This window comes from Ilumatobacter sp. (assembly GCF_965215205.1).
Taxonomy (GTDB): Bacteria; Actinomycetota; Acidimicrobiia; order Acidimicrobiales; family Ilumatobacteraceae; genus Ilumatobacter_A.
Map to the genome: position 1 here is coordinate 3301111 of NZ_OZ244049.1, position 21803 is coordinate 3322913.

Annotated in this window: 17 protein-coding genes; 6 read left to right on the top strand and 11 right to left on the bottom strand. The window is 70.7% G+C overall.

Features of this window, described 5'->3' with window-relative positions; translation table 11 throughout:
- Positions 1-3: 3 nt before the first annotated feature.
- The 4 genes from ACOOHC_RS15400 to ppk1 all read left to right on the top strand — a co-directional run bounded on the left by ACOOHC_RS15400 (position 4) and on the right by ppk1 (position 4518).
- Complete coding sequence (locus tag ACOOHC_RS15400) at positions 4-399, top strand: hypothetical protein (protein WP_420451285.1); 396 nt, start codon at positions 4-6, stop codon at positions 397-399.
- Positions 400-425: 26 nt separating this feature from the next.
- Positions 426-1055, top strand: a complete 630-nt coding sequence (locus tag ACOOHC_RS15405) for a DUF998 domain-containing protein (RefSeq protein WP_420451286.1) — start codon at positions 426-428, stop codon at positions 1053-1055.
- Complete coding sequence (locus ACOOHC_RS15410) at positions 1052-2257, top strand: amidohydrolase family protein (RefSeq protein ID WP_420451287.1); 1206 nt, start codon at positions 1052-1054, stop codon at positions 2255-2257. The genes ACOOHC_RS15405 and ACOOHC_RS15410 overlap by 4 nt, the downstream gene beginning before the upstream one ends.
- Positions 2258-2400: 143 nt before the next feature.
- A complete protein-coding gene (gene ppk1 / locus ACOOHC_RS15415; RefSeq protein WP_420451288.1) occupies positions 2401-4518 on the top strand; it encodes a polyphosphate kinase 1 in 2118 nt (705 codons plus the stop codon).
- Positions 4519-4564: 46 nt separating this feature from the next.
- On the opposite strand, the gene ACOOHC_RS15420 is transcribed toward ppk1, so the two are convergent.
- Both ACOOHC_RS15420 and ACOOHC_RS15425 read right to left on the bottom strand, forming a co-directional pair.
- Positions 4565-5200, bottom strand: a complete 636-nt coding sequence (locus ACOOHC_RS15420; RefSeq protein ID WP_420451289.1) for a DJ-1/PfpI family protein — start codon at positions 5198-5200, stop codon at positions 4565-4567.
- Positions 5201-5222: 22 nt separating this feature from the next.
- Positions 5223-5663: a CBS domain-containing protein gene (locus ACOOHC_RS15425; protein ID WP_420451290.1), complete on the bottom strand. Its 441-nt coding sequence runs from the start codon at positions 5661-5663 to the stop codon at positions 5223-5225.
- 157 nt (positions 5664-5820) lie between these two features.
- Between ACOOHC_RS15425 and ACOOHC_RS15430 the strand changes: the two genes are divergently transcribed.
- Together ACOOHC_RS15430 and ACOOHC_RS15435 are read left to right on the top strand one after the other, a co-directional pair.
- On the top strand, positions 5821-6822 hold the full coding sequence (locus tag ACOOHC_RS15430; protein ID WP_420451291.1) for a diguanylate cyclase domain-containing protein: 1002 nt from the start codon (positions 5821-5823) through the stop codon (positions 6820-6822).
- Between the two features lie 68 nt (positions 6823-6890).
- Positions 6891-8093, top strand: a complete 1203-nt coding sequence (locus tag ACOOHC_RS15435) for an MFS transporter (protein ID WP_420451292.1) — start codon at positions 6891-6893, stop codon at positions 8091-8093.
- Between the two features lie 93 nt (positions 8094-8186).
- Here the strand turns inward: ACOOHC_RS15435 and rpsG are convergent, their stop codons facing one another.
- The 9 genes from rpsG to nusG all read right to left on the bottom strand — a co-directional run bounded on the left by rpsG (position 8187) and on the right by nusG (position 21803).
- Entirely contained in the window at positions 8187-8663 is a 477-nt protein-coding gene (rpsG, locus tag ACOOHC_RS15440) for a 30S ribosomal protein S7 (protein WP_420451293.1), read from the bottom strand.
- Between the two features lie 6 nt (positions 8664-8669).
- Entirely contained in the window at positions 8670-9041 is a 372-nt protein-coding gene (gene rpsL / locus ACOOHC_RS15445; protein ID WP_420451294.1) for a 30S ribosomal protein S12, read from the bottom strand.
- A 294-nt stretch (positions 9042-9335) separates the two neighbouring features.
- The gene (locus tag ACOOHC_RS15450) at positions 9336-13256 is read right to left on the bottom strand and encodes a DNA-directed RNA polymerase subunit beta' (RefSeq protein ID WP_420451295.1); all 3921 of its coding nucleotides are present in this window, start codon (positions 13254-13256) and stop codon (positions 9336-9338) included.
- Positions 13257-13350: 94 nt separating this feature from the next.
- The gene (locus ACOOHC_RS15455; protein ID WP_420451296.1) at positions 13351-16980 is read right to left on the bottom strand and encodes a DNA-directed RNA polymerase subunit beta; all 3630 of its coding nucleotides are present in this window, start codon (positions 16978-16980) and stop codon (positions 13351-13353) included.
- A 510-nt stretch (positions 16981-17490) separates the two neighbouring features.
- Positions 17491-17874, bottom strand: coding sequence for a 50S ribosomal protein L7/L12 (gene rplL / locus ACOOHC_RS15460; RefSeq protein ID WP_420453812.1), 384 nt, complete (start codon positions 17872-17874; stop codon positions 17491-17493).
- A gap of 103 nt (positions 17875-17977) precedes the next feature.
- The gene (gene rplJ / locus ACOOHC_RS15465) at positions 17978-18532 is read right to left on the bottom strand and encodes a 50S ribosomal protein L10 (RefSeq protein WP_420451297.1); all 555 of its coding nucleotides are present in this window, start codon (positions 18530-18532) and stop codon (positions 17978-17980) included.
- A gap of 450 nt (positions 18533-18982) precedes the next feature.
- Positions 18983-19681 (bottom strand): 50S ribosomal protein L1, encoded by a 699-nt coding sequence (rplA, locus tag ACOOHC_RS15470; RefSeq protein WP_420451298.1) that lies wholly within the window; start codon positions 19679-19681, stop codon positions 18983-18985.
- A gap of 144 nt (positions 19682-19825) precedes the next feature.
- Positions 19826-20251: a 50S ribosomal protein L11 gene (gene rplK / locus ACOOHC_RS15475; RefSeq protein WP_420451299.1), complete on the bottom strand. Its 426-nt coding sequence runs from the start codon at positions 20249-20251 to the stop codon at positions 19826-19828.
- Between the two features lie 112 nt (positions 20252-20363).
- Entirely contained in the window at positions 20364-21803 is a 1440-nt protein-coding gene (nusG, locus tag ACOOHC_RS15480; protein ID WP_420451300.1) for a transcription termination/antitermination protein NusG, read from the bottom strand.

Sequence of the window (21803 nt, forward strand, 5' to 3'; positions counted from 1 at the left end):
GCGGTGAAGCCGTTCGCGATCTGGTTCGCCGTGATCGCCGTCGCGTTCGGCGCCCTCGCCGTGACGACGGTCGTGACCCGGCGCACCGAGCAGGTGTTCGTGGTGGTCGACAGCTCGTTCCCGATGGTCCCCGTCTGGGCGCGCGTGCCCTCCGAGCTCGACCGCATCGGTGCTCGCGACCACACCGAGTTCGCCCTGGCGACGGAGAAGCGCTCGATCCATCCCTACCGCGCCGAGCTCGGCCGACCGACGGGCGAGCCCTTCGCGCCCTGCGACTTCGACGCGCTCGACGCGTACGCCGACGCGTCGGTGGCCGACGACCGGATCCTGGTGACGACGCCGGGTTCGTGCGACACCGACGGGCTGACCGGGTGGACCGTCGTCCTGCTGACCCCCTGAGCACGACGGGCCACGACCGCTCGTCGATGCGGCGACGCACCCGTCGAGGCGCGGCGTGGGGCGGGGTCGTCGGTCCGATCGCCTTCGTCACCGCGTGGGCCGTCGCGGCGGCCGTGACGTCGGCGCCGTACTCGTCGGTCGACGACGCGATCAGCCGCCTCGCGGCGGTCGGCTCGGACGTGCGGTCCACGATGACCGTCGGCTTCGTCGCGTTCTCGGCCGGGGTCGGCCCGTACGCGATCGCGCTGCGGCGCGCGGTCCCCGGCCGGGCGTGGTGGGCGGCGCTCGCGACGGCCGGCGCGACGATCGCCGTGGCGGCGCTCCCGCTCGATCGATCCGACCTCGTGGACCGGCTCCACGCCGCCGCCGCCGTCGTCGGGTACGTCACCCTCGTCGGGGTCCCGCTCGGGTGCGCCCGGCCCCTCGCCCGGCTCGGCCACCGGACGCTCGCCGCGGCGGCGATCGTCGCGACGGCCACCTCGACGGTCGGACTCGCCGCGAGCCTCGTCGTCGACGCGGACGGGCTCGCGCAGCGCATCGGGTTGTCGGCGACCGATGCGTGGATCGTGGCCTCGGTCCCGACGGTGCGCGCTCTCGCCGCCGCGCGCCGTCCGACTCTCGACGGCGACCCGCCGCACGGGATCATGGACCGATGACGACGACGTTCATCGAGTCGACCAAGCCGCTCCACCAGACCCACCGCATCGAGGTCGACGGCGCGGTCGACGCCGACGGCCACATCCTCGAGCCCCCCACCCTGTGGGAGGACTACATCGATCCGGAGTTCCGCGACCGGGCGCTGCGGATCGTGCGCGACGAGAACGGCCTCGAGGAGCTCGAGTACGACGGGCGCCGCTCCACGATGGCCCGCAACGGGATGCCCTCGACGCTCGGCGCGATGGGTGATCCCGACCTCGCCGGGATGCAGAAGGACCCGGATCGGACGTACCTCGCCAACGCCCCGTACGGAACGATGCACGCGGGCGAGCGCCTGGAGATGCTCGACGCCGAGAACATCGACATCGCCATCCTGTACACGACCGTCGGGCTGCTGTGGGAGGCCGAGGTCGCCGACCCGGCGCTCGCGCAGGCCTACACCCGCGCCTACAACCGCTGGATCACCGAGTTCTGCGCCGACTCGCCGCGCCTCGTGCCGACCGCGCACATCTCGTTGAGCGACCCCGTCGCCGCGGCCGCCGAGCTCGAGCGCGCCGTCGGCGAGGGGGCCAGGGGCGCCTACGTCTGCCCGTTCACCCACGAGGGCCTCCCGCTCGGGCACCCCGACCACGACCCGGTGTTCGCGGCCGCCCAGGACCTCGACGTGCCGTTCGCGATCCACCCGACCTTCGAGCCGCAGTGGACGAAGGGGACGCGGATGGGCGACTGGCAGAACGTCAAGCAGCTCCGCCTGCTCGCGTCGGTCCAGGCCTCCGACGGGGTCCGGCACCAGTTCACCACCCTCTTCGACTACGGCGTGTTCGACAAGTTCCCGACGCTGAAGGTGCTGGTGCTCGAGTCGGGCGGCGGGTGGATCGGGTATTGGATGGACCGCATCGACGCCGTCTACGGCCACACCTTCATCGGCGAGCGCGTGCCGCTCGAGCACAAGCCGAGCGACTACTTCCGCGAGCGGATCTGGATCAGCTGCGACCCCGACGAGCGGACCATCCCGGCGCTCGCCGAGCGCTTCGGCGTCGACCGCTTCCTGTGGGCGTCGGACTTCCCGCACGCGGACCACACCCCCGAGTACGTCCACGACCTGAACGAGCTCGTCGCGGCGTTCCCCGAGCCCGACCGGCGCGCGTTCCTGGGCGACAACGCCCGCCACCTGTTCGGGCTGCCCGACGGGAGGGGCTGACCTCCCCGACGGACGCCGTGCCGACGACGCCGTGCACCCGACCCCGTGCCGCTCGCGACGTCGGGCGGCGGGGACCGCGCGCGGCTGCCCGGTTCCGGGGACGTGGGTTGGAGCGTCGCGCCGCGACGTGGTGGAGTGGCGGGATGGACCTGATCGGGCGCGAGGAATCCGAGCTCGAGTACCAGGCTCGGGTCCTCGAGCGGGCCGGGCGGCGGGAGCTCCCGGTGCTCGAGCGGATCCGGTTCCTCGCGATCTTCACCACCCTGAGCGACGAGATGTTCCGGGTCCGCGTGGCCGCCCTCGGCCGCACCGCCGACGACGAGCCGGCGGCGGGCGCGCCGGCCGCCGCGACCCCGGGCGAGCGGGCTACGAGCCCGAGGCCCCCGAGCGAGCGGGTCCGCGCCCTGCTCGCTCGCTTCGGCGAGCTCGCGACGCGCCAGCGCGAGATCTTCGCCGACGAGGTCGAGCCCGATCTCGCCGAGGCGGGGATCCACCTGCGGTCGTGGAGCGAGCTCCACGACGATCATCGGGCCCACCTGAGCGCCGAGTTCGTGCGCGAGATCGAGCCGATCCTCACCCCGCTGGCGGTGGGCCCCGCGCACCCGTTCCCGTTCATCTCCGATCTGAGCGTCAGCATCGGGGCGATCCTCGACGACGGCTACGAGTCGCGCTTCGGCCGGGTGAAGGTCCCGGCGAGCGTCGCTCGGTTCCGCGTCGTCACGACCGACGACGACGAGATCGTCGTCGTACCGGTCGAGGAGGTGATCGGCGCCCACCTCGACGGGATCTTCCCGGGGCGCAGCGTGCGCGAGTGGGGCTCGTTCCGGGTCACCCGCGACGCCGACTACGAGGTCGACGACGACGAGGTCGAGGACCTGCTCGACGCGATCGCGTCCGAGCTCGCGGTGCGCCGCTTCCAGGACGCGGTGCGCCTCGAGATCGACCACGACGTGTCCGACCAGATGCGCTCCCTGCTCGTCGACGAGCTCGGCCTCGCGACCGAGGCCTGCTTCCGACGCCACCGCCCGATCGGGCTCGGGGACCTGTGGGAGCTGCACGCCCTCGATCGTCCCGACCTGAAGGACCCCGTCCCGACGCCGGCCGTCCCACGTGCGCTGGCGAACGGCGGTGACGGCACGCTGCGGCGGGCGGGCGGATCCTCCGAGGTGTTCGACGTGATCCGCGCCGGTGACGTGCTCGTGCAGCACCCGTACGAGTCGTTCGGCGCCTCGACGCAGCGCTTCCTCCACGACGCCGCCGAGGACGACGCGGTGCAGGCGATCAAGCAGACCCTCTACCGGACGTCGGGCGACAGCCCGATCGCCGCGTCGCTGATGCGCGCCGTCGAGCTCGGCAAGCAGGTCGCGGTGCTGGTCGAGCTCAAGGCGCGCTTCGACGAGGAGGCCAACATCCGCTGGGCGGAGCAGATGGAGAGTCGCGGGGTGCACGTCGTGTACGGCTTCGTCGACATCAAGACGCACACCAAGACGGCGCTCGTGGTGCGCGCCGACCCCGACGGAGAGATCCGCCGGTACGGCCACATCGGTACGGGCAACTACAACCCCGACACCGCCCTCCACTACGAGGACCTCGGGTTGCTGACCGCGGATCCGGTCCTCACCGCGGATCTCGCGGAGCTGTTCAACATGCTGACCTCGCACTCACGCGACGGCACGTTCCAGCGGCTGCTGGTCGCGCCGGTCAACCTGCTCGGCACCGTGCTCGAGCTCATCGAGGCCCAGGCCCACCCGGGCGGGCGCATCGTCATCAAGGTCAACAACCTGACCCACGTCGGCGTCATCGAGGCGCTGTGCGCCGCGTCGCAGGCGGGGTGCGAGATCGACCTCGTCGTGCGCAGCACGTGCCGGCTGCGGCCCGGGGTCCCCGGCGTCTCCGAGGGCATCCGCGTCCGCTCGATCGTCGGACCCGTGCTCGAGCACTCGCGGATCCTCCGGTTCGGCGCCCCCGGATACGACCAGCGCTACTACATCGGCTCGGCCGACCTGATGGACCGCAACCTGGAGAACCGCGTGGAGGCGGTGGCGCCGATCGACGACCCCGACCTGCGCGCCCGCCTCGACGACGTCCTCGAGCGCTGCCTCGCCGACACCGAGCTGGCCTGGACGTTGGGCGCCGACGGTCGCTGGACGCCGTGCTCCGAGCCGTCCGGGGGGAGCGGGGGCGACGGCGGGCCGGGCGAGCGCTGCGACGTCCAGCGCGAGCTGCGCGACCTCGCGCGCTCCTCGGCCGAGCGCGCCTGACGCGCACCCGCTCGAGCGCGTCCCTCGCCACCGCGGCGCACGCCGGTCAGGACGGTGCCCAGCGGACGTGGTCGGCGAGGTCGTCGACCACGACGATCGCGGCCAGCGCCCCGGATGCCGTGACGATGCGCCCGCCCTCGTCCGATGCGGTGCGCGCGGTGGTGACCCGAGCGCCGAGCGCCGCGAGCTCCGCCGACGCCAGCCAGTGCCCGGTCGCGTCGCGCCCGGCGAGGTGACCGACCGTGGCCAGCAGCAGCGACCCGGTCGAGATCGCGAGCACGGCGCGCGCCGACTCGGCGGCCGTGCGCAACCACCGGCTGATCTCCGGGTCATCGATCACCTGCCTCCACCCCAGCCCGCCCGGGACGACGAGCACGTCGACGGGTGGCGCCGTGGCCGGGGTGCGGCCGACGAGGACCGATCTCGAGGGCTCGACGGCGTGGACCGGGCCGACGACCGCGCCCACGAGCACGACGTTGGCACCCAGCCGCTCGGCGAGGCGCTCGACCGGGAGGTCGATCTCCCCGCTCGACACCCCGCGGTACGCGAGGACGCCGACCGTCGGCGCGCGGTCGTCGATCCATCGGCCGGCGATCGGGCCGGCGGAGCGAGCGGTCGACGCGGGCGGCACCCGCTCGGAGAGCACGTCCACCACCCGCCGGAGCCGAGCGCCGACGGTCATCGCCGCGCCCTGCGGCGGTGGGTCACCCCACGTTGCCCTGGATGTAGTCGTGCAGCTGGCTGTTCTCCTGCTCGAGCTGCTGCAGGCGGAACTTCACCACGTCGCCGATCGAGATCATCCCCGAGATCGCTCCCCCGTCGTCGACCACGGGGAGGTGGCGGATGCGACGCTCGGTCATCATCGACATCAGCGACTCGATCCGGTCGCTCGACCGACAGGTGATCACCTCGACCGACATCACCGTGCTCACCGTGGTGTCGAGCGCTGCCGGTCCGTCGACGGCGAGCGAGCGCACGATGTCGCGCTCGGAGACGATCCCGTCGAGCGACGTGCCGTCCGCGCTCGCGACGAGCGCGCCGAACCCCCTCTCGCGAAGCGTCGACACCGCGTCGGCCAACGTCGCCGCCGGATCGATCGTGGCCACGTCGGACCCCTTCGCGGACAGGATCGTCTGCACGTTCATCGTCACTCCCCTTCGACCTCGACGATGGTAGTGCACACGTGAACGCCGACCTCCGTCCGGCGGACCCGCTCCGCGCGCCGTCCCGTCGACGGACGAGGTGGAGCGGTGCGCCGGCCCGGCTCCTCCAGAACGGCGCCCGACCTGACGATGAACAGGGGTGATCCCTCCCGTCGAGCTCTCCGGCCGAGCACGCCAGGACGACGTGGATCGAGCGTTCTCGGGCGCGCACGTGATCACGGCGGCGGTCGTCTCGGCCTCGGGGTGGGCGCTCGCGCCATGGCACGGGTGGCTCCTCGCGATCGCCGCGACGATGCCGCTGGCGCACTGGATGGTGAGCCAGGTGCTCCTGCCCGACCTCGTGAGCTCGCTCGGGTGGCACCGGGCTCGGATGTGCTCGCACGCGCTCTCGGCGATCATCGGGGTCGCGGCCACCGGCGGCCTCGTCAGCCCCGTCGTCGTCTTCCTCCCGCTGCTCGGTCTGTTCCCCCTGACCTTCCCCCACGAGTGGCTCCCGAAGGCCATCGCCCCCACGTCGGCGGCCGCCGTCACGCTGATCGACGTCGGGGTCGGGCGCGCCTCGGGCTCGCTCCTCGGCGCGGCGTCGCTGCTCCTCGCGGCGTGCATCACGACGCTCTTCGCCGCACGGTTCGCGAACGTCGAGGTCGACCAGCGCCGGCGGGCGAAGATCGATCCGCTGACCGGGTGCCTCAACCGCGCCGCCCTCGACACCCACCTCGACGCGCTGCTCTCACGGCGCGATCCGGGGATCGGACGACTGGTCGCGATCACGTTCGATCTCGACGACTTCAAGCGCGTCAACGACGACCACGGGCACCACGTCGGCGACCTGGTGCTCGTCGGCGTGACCGAGATCGTCGCCGCCACGCTCGAGCGGGGCACGCCGCTGTTCCGCCTCGGTGGCGAGGAGTTCCTCGTGCTGGTCACCGAGATCGACCCCGTGCGGGGTGAGCGGATCGCGGAGCGGATCCGACGCGCCGTCGAGGAGCGGCCGATCGTGGGCTTGCCCGTGAGCGCGTCGTTCGGCGTCGCGGGCCAGACCGCGCCGCTCGACGTGGAACGCCTCCTCGCGGAGGCGGACGAGGCCATGTACTCGGCCAAGCACGCCGGCCGGAACCGCGTGCGCACCTCGGGCACCTGACGACGCGGCGCCACGGGGTCGGCGACACCGATGCCGGGCCGTGCCACGACGATCCCTACGCTGCGGCGATGCGTCACGGCCTGGACTCCCCGAGGGCCTGGCTGACCGTCGTCGCCGCCTTCGTCTCGTCCGGCGTGACCCTCGGGACGGCGTACAGCTTCGGCGCGTTCTTCGAGTCGATGAGCGAGGAGTTCGACGCGGCGAGCGGAGCGACCGCCGTCGTGTTCGGGGTGACGACGTTCCTGTTCTTCTCCCTCAGCATCCTCACCGGGCGCGCCGCCGATCGCTTCGGACCACGGGTGGTGCTCGCGCTCGGCGCGCTGTCGTTGTGCGCGGGCCTGGTGCTCACGAGTCGGGTCACGTCGCTCGGCGTCGGCTACGTCACCTACGGCGCCGGCGTCGGGATCGCGGCGGCGTGCGGCTACGTGCCGATGGTGTCGGTCGTCGGCGGGTGGTTCGTGCGCCGGCGGGCCCTCGCCGTCGGGCTCGCGGTCGCCGGGATCGGTGTCGGCACCTCGGTGATGTCGCCGCTCGCCGCCGCGCTGATCGACCGGTGGGGGTGGCGCGACACCTACGTGGTGTTCGGCGTCGGGGGTGCGATCGCGCTGCTCGCGTGCATCCCCCTCGTCGCGGCGCCGCCCGGTGACGGCGGCCCGCAGCCGCCGCGCTTCGCCGACGCCCTCGCGAGCGCCGTGTTCCGGCGGATCGCGCTGTCCGCGATGGTGCTCGCTCTCGCTCTGTTCGTGCCGTTCGTCTTCGTCGGCCAGTACGCCAAGGACCGGGGGATCGGCGCCGTCCAGGCGGCCGTGCTGGTCGGCGTGCTCGGCGCGTCGAGCGTGGTCTCGCGCATCGGCTTCGGCTCGCTCGTCACCCGCCTGGGTTCGTTCCGCCTCTACCGGGCGTGCCTCGTGATCCACGCGGCGAGCTTCGCGGTGTGGTTCGCGGCCGGGGACTCCTACGCCGTGCTCGTCGTGTTCGTGCTCGTCCTGGGGGTCGGCTACGGGGGGTTCGTCGCGCTGAGCCCGATCGTCATCTCCGATCGGATGGGGGTCGCCGGGCTCGGCTCGATCCTCGGTCTGCTCTACACCGCCCCCGGCATCGGGGCGCTGATCGGCGCCCCGGCCGGTGGCTGGTTGATCGACGCGACCGGCGGCTACCGGTGGACGATCGCCGCCTGCTTCGTGGCGGCGTCGGCCGGGGTGGTGCTGCTCGGGGGGCTGCCCGTCGGCCCCGACGGGCAGCTCGAGCGCGCGCCCGACGCGCGGGGCTGATCCGCCCCGCGCGCTGGGCGACGCCCCGGGACGCGACGGAGCCCGGGCCGTCGGGCCCGGGCTCCGTGCGTCGTCGCCGTCACCGGCGGGCGATCACCAGCGGTAGTGGGCGAACGCCTTGTTCGACTCGGCCATCTTCTGCATGTCGTCGCGGCGCTTCATCGCGGCGCCGAGGCCGTTGGAGGCGTCGAGCAGCTCGTTCGCGAGGCACAGCGCCATCGACTTCTCGCGCCGGTTGCGGGCGAAGTCGACGATCCAGCGGATCGACAGCGTCGTGGCACGTCGGGGGCGGACCTCGACGGGCACCTGGTAGGTGGCGCCACCGACGCGGCGCGAGCGCACCTCGAGGGGCGGCTTCACGTTGTCGATCGCGCGCTTGACGACGTCGATCGCCATGTCGTCGCCGTCGAGCTTGCTCTGGACGATGTCCATCGCGTCGTAGACGATCTTCTCGGCGATGCTGCGCTTGCCGTGCAGCATCACCTTGTTGATCAGCTGGGTGACGACGACCGACTTGTAGATCGGGTCCGAGACGAGGTCACGGCGGGGTGCGGGTCCCTTACGAGGCATCGCTGATCACTTCTCCCTCTTCGCGCCGTAGCGGCTGCGAGCCTGCTTGCGGTTCTTCACGCCGACCGCGTCGAGCGTGCCACGGATGATCTTGTAGCGCACACCGGGCAGGTCGCGGACTCGCCCGCCGCGCACGAGCACGATCGAGTGCTCCTGGAGGTTGTGGCCCTCGCCGGGGATGTAGGCGGTGACCTCGATGCCCGAGTTGAGCCGGACGCGCGCCACCTTGCGCAGCGCCGAGTTCGGCTTCTTCGGCGTCGTCGTGTACACGCGGGTGCACACGCCACGACGCTGCGGCGACCCCTTGAGGGCCGGCGTCTTGGACTTGGTGACCTTCGAGCTGCGTCCCTGGCGGACGAGCTGCTGGATGGTTGGCATGGACGAACCTCGTTCGTGGGGGTCGGACCCCGCTCGGCGACCGAGCGAGCGTCATGGGTGGGTTGGGAGGCACGGTGCGCTCCCGCCGTACAGCGGCCGACGTACGGATTCCCCGCTGAGAGGACCCTGAGATGCTAGGCCGGCGGCGACCCCGGTCCAACACGGCGCTCCGGCCCCGATCGCACCCGCGCTCTCGCGGGACCCGGACGCGACGACCCGGGCACCACGGCCCGGGTCGTCGTCGCTCGCGTGTCGATGGTGCTCCGCGCCGTCACCGCAGCGGAGCGCCGCGGGTCAGCCGATCGGCTCGCCCGCCGCCACCTGGGCCGCGTCGCTCGAGTACGTGCCGTGCAGGCCCGCCAGGAACGCCGCGGGGTCCTCCTCGCCCGCATCGGAGCTGTAGTAGGTCATCGGCTCGTAGTCCGGCGCCTCGATGCCGAACTCGCGGTACTTGGCCATGCCGGTCCCGGCCGGGATCAGCTTGCCGAGGATGATGTTCTCCTTCAGCCCGATCAGGTCGTCGGCACGCCCGTCGATCGCCGCCTCGGTGAGCACCCGGGTGGTCTCCTGGAACGACGCCGCCGACAGCCACGAGTCCGTCGCGAGCGACGCCTTCGTGATGCCCATCAGCTCCGGCCGGCCCTCGGCGGGACGACCCGACTCGGTGACCATGCGACGGTTGGTGTCGCGGAAGCGCTTCGAGTCGACCCGCTCACCGGGCAGGAAGCCCGAGTCGCCCGGCTCCTGCACGCCGATGCGGCGCGTCATCTGGCGCACGATCAGCTCGATGTGCTTGTCGTGGATCGACACTCCCTGGTCGCGGTACACGCGCTGGACCTCCTCGACGAGGTACAGCTGCGTCTCGCGGATCCCCTTGATGTCCATGATCTCCTTCGGGTCGAAGGGACCGTCGACGAGGGGGTCGCCGGCGCGCACGTCCTGGCCGTCGGTGACGATCGGCCGGGCGCCGAGCGGGAGCAGCGTCTCGTGCTCCTCGCCGGCGTCGTCGGTGACGACGACCGGGATGCCCTTGCCCTCGTCCTCGCGCAGGTGCAGCACGCCGGTCGCCTTCGCGAGGCGCGCCGAGCCCTTCGGGGTGCGGGCCTCGAACAGCTCGACCACGCGGGGCAGACCGCCGGCGATGTCCTTGCCGGCGACGCCACCGGTGTGGAACGTCCGCATCGTGAGCTGGGTGCCGGGCTCGCCGATCGACTGCGCGGCGATCACGCCGACCGCCTCGCCGAGCTCGATCATGTTGCCGGTCGCCAGCGAGCGGCCGTAGCACATCGCGCAGACGCCGAGCTCGGCGTCGCAGGTGAGCACGGAGCGCACGCGGAGGCGCTCGATGCTCTCGTCGTCGCGCAGCGCGTCCATCTCCTCGTCGCCGACGATCGTGTTGCGCGGCAGCGTCGAGATCGACTCGCCCTCCTTCTCCATCGGCGTGGAGAGCTCGGTGTCGTTGAGCAGCGCGCGGCCGTACAGCTTGGTCTCGAGGTACGACCGGCGGTTCGCGGTGTCGGGGGAGACGTTCTCGATCCACACGCCGAGGGTCGAGCCGCAGTCCTCCTCGCGCACGATCAGCTCCTGGGCGACGTCGACGAGGCGGCGCGTCAGGTAGCCCGAGTCGGCGGTCCGCAGCGCGGTGTCGACGAGGCCCTTGCGGGCACCGGGGGTGGCGATGAAGTACTCGAGCGTCTCGAGGCCCTCGCGGAAGTTCGACTTGATCGGGCGAGGGATCATGTCGCCACGGGGGTTGGCCACCAGCCCGCGCATGCCGGCGATCTGGCGCATCTGGGTCATGTTCCCGCGTGCGCCCGAGCCGACCATCATGTCGATCGGGTTGAACTGGACCTGCTTGAACTCGAGCTCCATCGCCGCCTGGACGTCCGCGGTCGCGTCGGTCCAGATGCGGACCTCCTGCTGGCGCCGCTCGCCGTCGGTGATGATGCCGCGCTTGAACTGGTTCTCGACCTTCTCGGCCTGGGCCTCGTAATCGTCGAGCATGCCGCGCTTGGCGGCCGGGGTCCGCACGTCGTCGATCGACACCGTGATGCCGGACTGGGTCGCGAAGCGGTAGCAGAGGTTCTTGATGTCGTCGAGGGCGGTGGCGACGGTCGCCTTGTCGAAGTTGTCCGACAGGCGCTCGACGATGACCCCCATCTCGCGCTTGGTGACGAGGTGGTCGATGTGACCGAACATCTCGGTGTACGCGGTCGGCAGCGCCTCCTCGAGCAGCGCGCGCCCCGGCGTGGTCGCGAAGCCCTCGCCCGGTGCGGGGCGCACCTCGATCGTCGCGTGCAGGTCGAGGGTCCCCTCGTCGTAGGCGCGCAGCACCTCCCACAGGTGGCGGAACACGCGGCCGGAGCCCTTGGCGTCCTCGATGCCCTCCGTGAGGTAGTAGCCGCCGATGATCATGTCCTGGGAGGGGACGGTGATCGGGCGGCCCGATGCGGGCGACAGGATGTTGTTCGCGCTGAGCATCAGCACGCGGGCCTCGGCCTGCGCCTCGGCGCTGAGCGGGACGTGGATCGCCATCTGGTCGCCGTCGAAGTCGGCGTTGAAGGCGGTGCACACCAGCGGGTGGATCTGGAGCGCCTTGCCCTCGACGAGCACGGGCTCGAAGGCCTGGATCCCGAGGCGGTGCAGCGTCGGCGCGCGGTTGAGCATCACCGGGTGCTCCTTGATGACGTCCTCGAGGACGTCCCACACCTGGGGGCGGCGACGCTCGACCATGCGCTTCGCTGTCTTGATGTTCTGCGCGAGCTCGAGGTCGACGAGGCGCTTCATGACGAACGGCTTGAACAGCTCGAGCGCCATCAGCTTCGGCAGGCCGCACTGGTGCAGGCGCAGCGTCGGGCCGACCACGATGACCGAGCGACCCGAGTAGTCGACGCGCTTGCCGAGCAGGTTCTGGCGGAACCGGCCCTGCTTGCCCTTCAGCATGTCGGACAGCGACTTGAGCGGGCGGTTGCCCGGCCCGGTCACCGGCCGGCCGCGGCGGCCGTTGTCGAACAGCGCGTCGACGGCCTCCTGCAGCATGCGCTTCTCGTTGTTCACGATGATCTCCGGCGCGCCGAGGTTGAGCAGGCGCTCGAGCCGGTTGTTGCGGTTGATCACGCGGCGGTACAGGTCGTTCAGGTCGGAGGTGGCGAAGCGGCCGCCGTCGAGCTGGACCATCGGACGCAGCTCCGGCGGGATCACCGGGACCGAGTCGAGGATCATCGCCTTCGGGTCGTTGACCCGGCGACCGTGGTCGTCGCGCCGGTTGAACGAGGTGACGATCTTGAGGCGCTTGATCGCCTTCTGCTTGCGCTGGGCGCTGAGCGGCTTGCGGCCCGAGTCACCCGGGTCGATCGCCTCGCGCAGCTTGGTCTCCTCCTCGTCGAAGTCGATCCGGTCGATCAGCGACTTGATCGCCTCGGCGCCCGTGCCGCCCTCGAAGTACTCGCCGTACTTGTCGCGCATCTCGCGCCAGAGCAGCTCGTCCTCGATGATCTTGCGCGAGTGCAGGCCCTTGAACTCGTCCCACGTGCGCGAGATGAGATCGAGCTCCATGTCGTAGCGCTCGCGGATCGCCTCGATCTCCTTGTCGGACTCGCGCTGCAGCTTCTTCAGGTCGGCGGCCTTGGCCCCGTCCTTCTCCGCGGCGGCGACGTCGTCCTCGAGCTGCTTGAAGCGCTCGTCGATCTCGAGCTCGAGCTCCTTGGTGATCACGTCGCGCTCCTCGAGGTACTCCGCCTCGAGGTTCTCCAGCGCCTCGTGGCGGCCGTCCTCGTCGACCCAGCTCACGAGGTGGGCGGCGAAGTAGATCACCTTCTCGAGCTGCTTGGCCTTCAGCTCCTCCTTCGGCTCGATGCCGGCGAGGAGGTACGCGAGCCACGAGCGGGTGCCGCGGAGGTACCAGATGTGGACCGCGGGAGCGGCGAGCTCGATGTGGCCCATGCGGTCGCGGCGGACCTTCGAGCGCGTGACCTCGACCCCGCAGCGCTCGCAGATGATGCCCTTGAAGCGGACCCGCTTGTACTTGCCGCAGTAGCACTCCCAGTCCCGGGTCGGGCCGAAGATCTTCTCGCAGAAGAGCCCCTCCTTCTCGGGGCGCAGCGTGCGGTAGTTGATGGTCTCGGGCTTCTTCACCTCACCGTGCGACCACGTGCGGATCTGATCTGCGGTGGCCAGGCCGATCTTGAGCTGGTCGAACATGTTGACGTCGAGCATGTGGTGATCCCTCTTCGTTGTCGCGCTTGCGTTGCTTCAGTTCGTTCGTCGCGTCTCGGTCCGGGTCCCTCCCGGACCGACGCGGTGGTGTCGCTCAGTAGCGGGCGGCCCGCTCGGCCTTCTCGCGCTCGCGGCGGGCGTCGTCCTCGTCGGTGCCGCGCTCGGGGCGGGAGATGTCGATGCCGAGCTCCTCGGCGGCGCGGAACACCTCGTCGTCGAGGTCGCGCATCTCGATCTCCTGGCCGTCCTCGGTCAGGACCTCGACGTTGATGCACAGCGCCTGCATCTCCTTCATCAGGACCTTGAACGACTCGGGGACCCCCGGCTCGGGGATGTTGTCGCCCTTGACGATCGACTCGTAGACCCGGACCCGGCCGAGCACGTCGTCGGACTTGATCGTCAGCAGCTCCTGGAGGCAGTACGCGGCGCCGTACGCCTCGAGCGCCCACACCTCCATCTCGCCGAAGCGCTGGCCGCCGAACTGGGCCTTGCCGCCGAGGGGCTGCTGGGTGATCATCGAGTACGGCCCGGTCGAGCGGGCGTGGATCTTGTCGTCGACGAGGTGCGCCAGCTTCAGGATGTACATGTACCCGCACGTGATCGGGTTGTCGTAGGGCTCGCCGGTGCGGCCGTTGAACAGCTGCATCTTGCCGTCGAGGCCGACCAGGCGCTCCCCGCTCTGCGACTCGGCGTTGAGCTCGGAGAGGATCTCCTGGATCGTCGGGTGGTCGAGCGACTTCTCCTTCTCGTCCCAGTTGGCCCCGTCGAACACGGGGGTCGCCACGAACGTCGAGGGCTTGGTGTTCGTGCGCGTCTTGGTCTCCGTGCCCCGGATCGGATCGTCACCGATCTTCGAGCCGTCGGGGTTCGTCCACCCCCAACGGGCGCAGTAGCCGAGGTGCGACTCGAGCACCTGGCCCACGTTCATGCGGCTCGGCACGCCGAGCGGGTTGAGGATGATGTCGACGGGCTGGCCGTCGGCGTTGTACGGCATGTCCTCGATCGGGAGGATCTTGGAGATGACGCCCTTGTTGCCGTGGCGACCGGCGAGCTTGTCGCCGACCGAGATCTTGCGCTTCTGGGCGACGTAGACCCGCACGAGCTGGTTCACGCCCGGGGGCAGCTCGTCGCCGTCGTCGCGGTTGAACACCTTGACGTCGATGACCTTGCCGACCTCGCCGTGGGGCACCTTGAGGCTGGTGTCGCGGACCTCTCGGGCCTTCTCGCCGAAGATCGCGCGCAGCAGCCGCTCCTCGGGGGTGAGCTCGGTCTCGCCCTTGGGGGTGACCTTGCCGACCAGGACGTCACCGGGCCCGACCTCGGCGCCGACGCGGATGATCCCGCGGTCGTCGAGGTCGGCGAGGATGTCGTCGCTCAGGTTCGGGATGTCGCGGGAGATCTCCTCGGGGCCCAGCTTGGTGTCGCGGGCGTCGACCTCGTGCTCCTTGATGTGGATCGAGGTGAGCACGTCGTCCTTGACCAGGCGCTCGGAGAGGATGATCGCGTCCTCGAAGTTGTAGCCCTCCCACGGCATGAACGCCACGAGCAGGTTCTTGCCGAGGGCGAGCTCGCCGTGGTCGGTCGAGGGACCGTCCGCGATGATCGCGCCGGCCGTGAGCGTGTCGCCCTCCTTGACCCGCGGCTTCTGGTTGATGCACGTGTCCTGGTTCGAGCGGGTGAACTTGTTCAGGCGGTAGACCTTCTTGCCCTCGTTCACGTACTGCACCGTGATCACGTCGCCGGTCACCTCGGTGACCTCGCCGTCGTCGATCGCCTGGATCAGGTCGGCGGCGTCGCGGGCGGCGCGGTTCTCCATGCCGGTGCCGATGTAGGGCGCTTCGGCACGGAGGAGCGGGACGGCCTGGCGCTGCATGTTCGCGCCCATCAGCGCGCGGTTGGCGTCGTCGTGCTCGAGGAACGGGATCAGCGCGGTCGCGACCGACACGATCTGCTTCGGGCTGACGTCGATGAAGTCGACCTCGGTCGGCGGGACGTAGCCGATGTCGGTGGTCGCGCCGAAGAAGCTCTCGGCCTCGAGCATCTTGCGCAGGTCCTCGAGGCTCGCGGCCTGCGGGGAGCGGCGCACGAGCACCTTCGCGTCACGGATCGAGCCGTCCTCGAGCAGCGGGGTGTTCGCCTGCGCGACGACGTAGTTCTCCTCCTCGTCGGCCGCCATGTAGACGATCTCGCCGGTGACCTTGCCGTCCTCCACCTTGCGGTACGGGGACTCGATGAAGCCGAACTCGTTGACCCGGGCGTACGTCGACAGACCGCCGATCAACCCGATGTTCGGGCCCTCCGGCGTCTCGATCGGGCACATCCGGCCGTAGTGGCTGAAGTGCACGTCGCGCACCTCGAACCCGGCGCGCTCACGCGACAGGCCACCCGGGCCGAGCGCCGAGAGCCGACGCCGGTGGGTGAGCCCCGACAGCGGGTTCACCTGGTCCATGAACTGCGACAGCTGGGAGGTGCCGAAGAACTCCTTGATCGCCGCGACGACCGGGCGGATGTTGATCAGCGTCTGGGGCGTGATCGACTCGACGTCCTGGGTCGTCATGCGCTCGCGCACGACGCGCTCCATGCGGCTGAGGCCGATGCGCACCTGGTTCTGGATCAGCTCGCCCACCGAGCGGATGCGTCGGTTGGCGAAGTGGTCCTGGTCGTCGAGGCGGTAGCCCGGCTCCTGCTTGACGAGGTGCAGCATGTAGCTGATCGCCGCGAGCACCTCGCAGCGGCTGAGGACGTTCTGGTCCTCCTCGGGGAGGTCGAGCAGCGGCTCGCCCTCGGCGTTGGTGAGCCCGGCGAGGCCGAACAGCTCGTCGAGGCGCGCGACCTCCTCGCCCAGCTTGCGGTTGAGCTTGTAGCGCCCGACCCGCGACAGGTCGTAGCGACGGCTCTCGAAGAAGGCGTTGCGGAAGTAGCCCTTCGCCGACTCCGCGGTCGGGGGCTCGCCCGGGCGGGCGCGCTTGTAGATCTCGATCAGCGCCTCCTCCTGGGTGGGCGCCGTCTCGCGCTCCTTCTCCCACTGCCCCTCGAGGAAGTCGAAGTGGGCGACGAAGCGATCGAGGAACCCGGGGGCGTTCTCCTCGTCGTAGCCCAGCGCCCGCAGCATGGTGAAGATGCCGAGGCGGCGCTTGCGGGCGACGCGCGTGCCGGCGGTGACGTCCTTGCCGGGCTTGTGCTCGACGTCGAACTCCATCCACTCCCCGCGGTACGGGTGGATCGTGCCCTTGACGAGCTGGTGCTTGGTCAGGTTGCGGAGGCGGAACCGCTCGCCGGGCTCGAAGATCACACCGGGCGACCGCACGAGCTGGCTGACGACCACGCGCTCGGTGCCGTTGACGATGAAGGTGCCCTTCTCGGTCTGCATGGGGAAGTCCCCCATGAACACGACCTGCTCCTTGATCTCACCGGTGTTGCGGTTCATGAACCTGGCCCGCACGAACACCGGCGCGGAGTAGGTCATGTCCTTCTCCTTGCACTCCTCCACCGAGAACTTCGGCGGGGGGCGCAGGTCGGGATCGAACGGATCGAACTCGAGCTCGAGCTGGAGGTTCTCCGAGAAGTCCTTGATCGGGCTGATGCTCTTGAAGGTCTCCGCGAGACCGACGTCGAGGAAGTGCTGGAACGACTCGGTCTGCACGGCGACCAGGTCGGGGAGCTCGAGCGGCTCCTTCAGGTTGCCGAACGAATAACGCTCACGAGACACGGGACGAGTCGCCACGGATCACTCTCCAGGGGGTGTTCGACGACGCCGCGGCTGGAACGGCGGTCGTCAGGGTGGGTGCGGCCAGCAACCGGGCGCGTCGAGTCTCACCGGGGACGAGGTGAGGGGACGGGAAGCGCACGGCAACGAACGATGCTATCGCCGTCGTGCACGCATCGTCAACCGGACTCGGAGCACGCTCGAACGAGTCTGGTGTGACGTCTCCTGGACGTCGTCCACGCCGTCCTCGCGGCCGTCGTGGTGGTGTGGCTGCCGGTCAAGGTAGAGAAGTCCGGCGCCGGTGTCAAGGGTCGAGCCGCCGCCCGGGCGCGCACGGGGCCCGGCGGACGCATCCGCCGGGCCCCGTGGGTGGGATCACCTCACCTCGACGTGCCTCGTGGGGCCGTTCGAGACGAGGGTCCGCGGTCACCTCACCTCGACGTGCCCCGTGGGGCCGTTCGAGACGACGGTCCGCCGTCACTTCACCTCGACGTGCCCCGTGGGGCCGTTCGAGACGACGGTCCGCCGTCACTTCACCTCGACGTCGGCACCCACCTCTTCGAGCTTGGTCTTGGCGGCGTCGGCGTCTTCCTTGCTGACCTTCTCCATCAGCGGCTTGGGGGCGCCGTCGACCAGGTCCTTGGCGTCCTTCAGGCCCACGCCGAGCAGGTCCTTGACGACCTTGACGACCTGGATCTTCTGGGCTCCGGCGCCGTTGAGCACGACGTCGAACTCGCTCTGCTCCTCGGCGGCACCGGCGGCGTCGCCGCCTGCGGCGGGGGCGCCGGCGGCGGCGACCGCCACGGGGGCCGCCGCGGTGACGTCGAACCGCTCCTCGAAGGCGTCGAGGAGCTCCTTCAGCTCGATCACGGTCAGGTTGGAAATGGCGTCGAGGATCTCGTCCTGTGACATGGTGTTCTCTCTTTCGGTCTCGATGGTTCGTGGGGCATCGACGAGCACCGGGTGCGCGTCGGATCGCAGGCGTCGGGCCCGGTGGCGTGCACCGGGCGCGCCCTCAGGCCGCTTCGTCCTGCTCGCGGTCGATCAGCGCGCTCAGGCCGTACGCGAAGTCGCGCGGGAGCGCCTGGAGCAGTCCGGCCGTCTTCGCGAGCGGTGCCTGGAGGGCACCCGCGAACTGCGCCAGCAGCACCTCGCGCGGGGGCAGATCGGCCAACGTCCTCAGCTCGTCGGCCGACATCGCGGTCTGACCCATGATGCCGCCCCTGAGCACGAGGGCGGGAGTCGCCTTCGCCTGCTCGGTGAGCGCCTTGGCCGCAGCGGCCACGTCGCCCGTGACGAACGTGAGCGACGTCGGTCCCGTGAGGTGCTCGTGGAGCGCCTCCTTGCCCGCGGCCGTGGCCGCCAGCCGGACGAGCGTGTTCTTGTAGATCTTGTGCTCGGCGCCGGCGTCGCGCAGCGGCGCCCGCAGGTCCGCGAACTGGCTCACGGTGAGCCCGCGGTACTCGGTGACGAAGACCGCGGCGGCCCCGTCGAGCTTGGCGGTCACCTCCTCGACCACCGCCACCTTGTCGGGGCGGGGAGCGGATCCGTTCTCGTTGTTCTCTGACATGTGCATTCACCTCCTCTCGCTTCGCTCGTGGTGCTCGCAACGCGTGCGGGCACCGACGAGGCGACGCCGCACGACCGACGTCGGCGGCGGGGAGCTCGGAGGTGTGCACCTCGGTTGGCGACCCGGGGGTCATTCTCCGCAGGTGCGGACCAACGGTCTTCGGCGAGAACCGATGTGGATTCGGTCGTCACGCTAGGGCGCGACGCCCACGATTCCACCCGGCGTCGATCAGCTCGGGCGGGCCGCGGCGACCGGGCCGCGAGCCGGGGTCCGAGCGCTGCCCTTGTCCCGGGCGCGAACGGACCACCGCTCCGGGTGGCGCCCGTCACCGCCACCGGAACCGTGGTCCGTCGGGAGGTGTTCGCACGCCGGGGCCCACCGGATCACGCGAGATCGCGCGGATCCGCTGCCGGACACCGACGACGTCGGGTGCCGGCGTGCGCCCCGGGCTCAGTCGGGGTCGGGCTTGAGGCGGGCGATGTCCACGCGGACCCCGGGGCCCATCGTGGCCGACGCGGTGACCTTGCGGATGTAGCGGCCCTTCGCCGAGGCCGGCTTCGCCCGGTTGAGCTCCTCGATGACCGCCCAGAAGTTGCGCGACAGGTCGTCCTCGCTGAAGCTCGCCTTGCCGATCGGGACCTGGACGTTCGCGTAGCGATCGGTGCGGTACTCGACCTTGCCGCCCTTGAACTCCTCCACCGCCTTCGCGACGTCGGGGGTGACGGTGCCGGTCTTCGGGTTGGGCATCAGTCCGCGGGGGCCCAGCGAGCGCCCGAGGCGACCGACCAGGGGCATCATGTCGGGGGACGCGATGACCATGTCGAAGTCCATCATCCCGCCCTCCACCTGCTCGAACAGGTCGTCGGCACCGACGAAGTCGGCTCCGGCCTCGCGCGCCGCCTCGGCCTGCTCGCCCGTGGCGAACACGGCGACGCGCACGTCCTTGCCGGTGCCGGCGGGCAGGGCGACCGTGCCACGGACCATCTGATCGGCCTTGCGGGGATCGACCCCGAGGCGGATGACGACGTCGATCGACTCGTCGAACGACGCCTTCGCGGTGGCCTTCGCGTGGGTGACGGCCTCGCGCGGGACGTAGGCGAAGTCCCGGTCGAACGACTTCAGCGCATCGGTGTACTTCTTGCCGGACATGGTGTGTCTCCCTCGGGTGGTGCGTCCGCCGGGTGAGGTGATCCCGGTCGAGACGGTGTGGTGGTCGGAACTGGTGGTGCGGGTCGTCGCAGCGTGGGTCGCGGCGGCGTGGTCGGCGTCGATCGTCGGACCGGACGCCTCGGGTCAGACGACGTCGATCCCCATCGAGCGGGCGGTCCCGCGCACCTGGAGCTTGGCGGCGTCGACGTCGTTGGCGTTGAGGTCGGGCATCTTGATCTCGGCGATCTCGGCGACCTGGGCCTCCGTGATCGAGCCGGCGGTCTCCGAGCCCGGGTTGTTCGCCGCCTTCTCCAGCCCCGCCCGCTCGCGGATCAGGGTCGACGTCGGCGGTGTCTTGAGGACGAACGAGAACGTCCGATCCTCGAAGATCGTGATCTCGGTCGGGATGACGGTGCCGGCCTTGTCCTCGGTCTGGGCGTTGTACGCCTTCACGAAGTCCATGATCGCGATGCCGTGGGGACCGAGCGCGGTGCCGACGGGGGGAGCCGGGCTCGCCTTGCCCGCCTCGATCTGGATCTTGACGACCGCTTGAACCTTCTTCTTGGCCATGTGCTGCTTCTCTCTTCGATGATCTCGTCAGGGGTGGGGACGACGTCGGACGCGGACCCGGTGTGGGGTGGACCGTCGAGACGCCGTTCGTTCCGTGGTCAGGCGGCGGCCGTCACAGCTTCGCGACCTGGCTGAAGTCCATCTCCACCAGCGTCTCGCGGCCGAAGATGTTGACCAGGACCTTGAGCTTCATGTGATCGGCGTTGATCTCGGCGATCTCCCCGGTGAAGTCGGCGAACGGGCCCTCCTTGACGCGGACGCTCTCGCCTTCCTCGTAGTCCAGCTTGGCCTTGCGTCGCGGCGCCGCCTCGAGGCCCTCGGTCTTGGGCGACAGGAACGTCTTGACCTCGCGACGCGACAGCGGGGTGGGCTTCTGCCCCTTGGCCGCCTGGCCGACGAAGCCGGTGATCCCCGGGGTGTTGCGCACGCAGTACCAGGACTCGTCGTCCATCTGGCAGCGCACCAGGAGGTAGCCGGGGAAGACCTTCTTCATCACGGTCTGCTTCTTGCCGTTCTTGTACTCGTCGACCTCCTCCATGGGGATGACGATCTCGTAGATCTTGTCCTCCATGTTCATCGACTGGATCCGCGCGTTGAGGTTGGCGGTCACCTTCTTCTCGTAGCCCGACTGGGTGTGGACGACGAACCACTTGCCGGGCCGCTTGTTCGGGTCGTCGGCCTCCGGTGCGGCCTCGGCCTCGATCTCGACCACCGGCGCGTCGGCCGCGTCGTCGGCGGCCTCGGCGGACTGGCCGGATCCCTCGTCGGAGGACGGGGCGGGCGCGTCCCCGGTCGGGAGCAGGTCCGACGCCTCGTCGCTGGAGATCTCGACGTCGTCGGCGAGCAGCGCCTGCGCATCGGAGTCGGCGACCAGGTCGGCGTCGCCGGTGGGGAGCAGGTCGGCGGGCGCCGCGTCGGTGATCTCCGTGTCGGGGCCGCCCGCGACGTCGACGTCGCCGGCGTCGGTCGGGGCCGACCGTCCGATCGTCGCGTCCTGCCCGGAGGCGACCGAGCCGGCGGTGTCGGCCGTCTCGTAGCCGTCGAGCGGCTCACCGGTCGCGGCGGCCACGTCGCCGGCGTCGGCCGACGCGTCGCCGGTCACGGACTCGGCCTCGTCCTCGATCGCCTCGACCGCGTCGTCGGCGGCCTCGGTGACCGAGGCGCGCTCGGCGTCGATCTCATCGGCGGTGCTCGACTCGGCGGTGCTCGACTCGTCGGTGCTCGACTCGGCGGTGCTCGACTCGGCGGTGCTCGACTCGTCGGTGCCGGTCGGGTCGGAGTCGGCCGTCGCGGACCCGTCACCCGGGTCGACCGCCTCGGCGGCACCTGCGGTGTCGGCCGTCTCGTAGCCGTCGAGCGGCTCATCGGTCGCGGCGGCCACGTCGCCGGCGTCGGCCGACGCGTCGCCGGTCACGGATTCGGCCTCGTCCTCGATCGCCTCGACCGCGTCGTCGGCGGCCTCGGTGACCGAGGCGCGCTCGGCGTCGATCTCCTCCGTCGAGGCGGCGTCGTCGCTCGGGGCGGGGTCGGTGGTGGTGTTGTCGTCTGTCAT

Bases quoted from the DNA above. Each gene is read 5' to 3' on its own strand.
- rplL (WP_420453812.1), bottom strand. From the start codon at position 17,874: ATGTCACAGGACGAGATCCTCGACGCCATTTCCAACCTGACCGTGATC.
- rpsL (WP_420451294.1), bottom strand. From the start codon at position 9,041: ATGCCAACCATCCAGCAGCTCGTCCGCCAGGGACGCAGCTCGAAGGTC.
- ACOOHC_RS15405 (WP_420451286.1), top strand. From the start codon at position 426: ATGCGGCGACGCACCCGTCGAGGCGCGGCGTGGGGCGGGGTCGTCGGT.
- rplA (WP_420451298.1), bottom strand. From the start codon at position 19,681: ATGTCCGGCAAGAAGTACACCGATGCGCTGAAGTCGTTCGACCGGGAC.
- ppk1 (WP_420451288.1), top strand. From the start codon at position 2,401: ATGGACCTGATCGGGCGCGAGGAATCCGAGCTCGAGTACCAGGCTCGG.
- ACOOHC_RS15410 (WP_420451287.1), top strand. From the start codon at position 1,052: ATGACGACGACGTTCATCGAGTCGACCAAGCCGCTCCACCAGACCCAC.
- ACOOHC_RS15450 (WP_420451295.1), bottom strand. From the start codon at position 13,256: ATGCTCGACGTCAACATGTTCGACCAGCTCAAGATCGGCCTGGCCACC.
- rplJ (WP_420451297.1), bottom strand. From the start codon at position 18,532: ATGTCAGAGAACAACGAGAACGGATCCGCTCCCCGCCCCGACAAGGTG.
- ACOOHC_RS15420 (WP_420451289.1), bottom strand. From the start codon at position 5,200: ATGACCGTCGGCGCTCGGCTCCGGCGGGTGGTGGACGTGCTCTCCGAG.
- ACOOHC_RS15435 (WP_420451292.1), top strand. From the start codon at position 6,891: ATGCGTCACGGCCTGGACTCCCCGAGGGCCTGGCTGACCGTCGTCGCC.
- rpsG (WP_420451293.1), bottom strand. From the start codon at position 8,663: ATGCCTCGTAAGGGACCCGCACCCCGCCGTGACCTCGTCTCGGACCCG.
- nusG (WP_420451300.1), bottom strand. From the start codon at position 21,803: ATGACAGACGACAACACCACCACCGACCCCGCCCCGAGCGACGACGCC.
- ACOOHC_RS15425 (WP_420451290.1), bottom strand. From the start codon at position 5,663: ATGAACGTGCAGACGATCCTGTCCGCGAAGGGGTCCGACGTGGCCACG.
- rplK (WP_420451299.1), bottom strand. From the start codon at position 20,251: ATGGCCAAGAAGAAGGTTCAAGCGGTCGTCAAGATCCAGATCGAGGCG.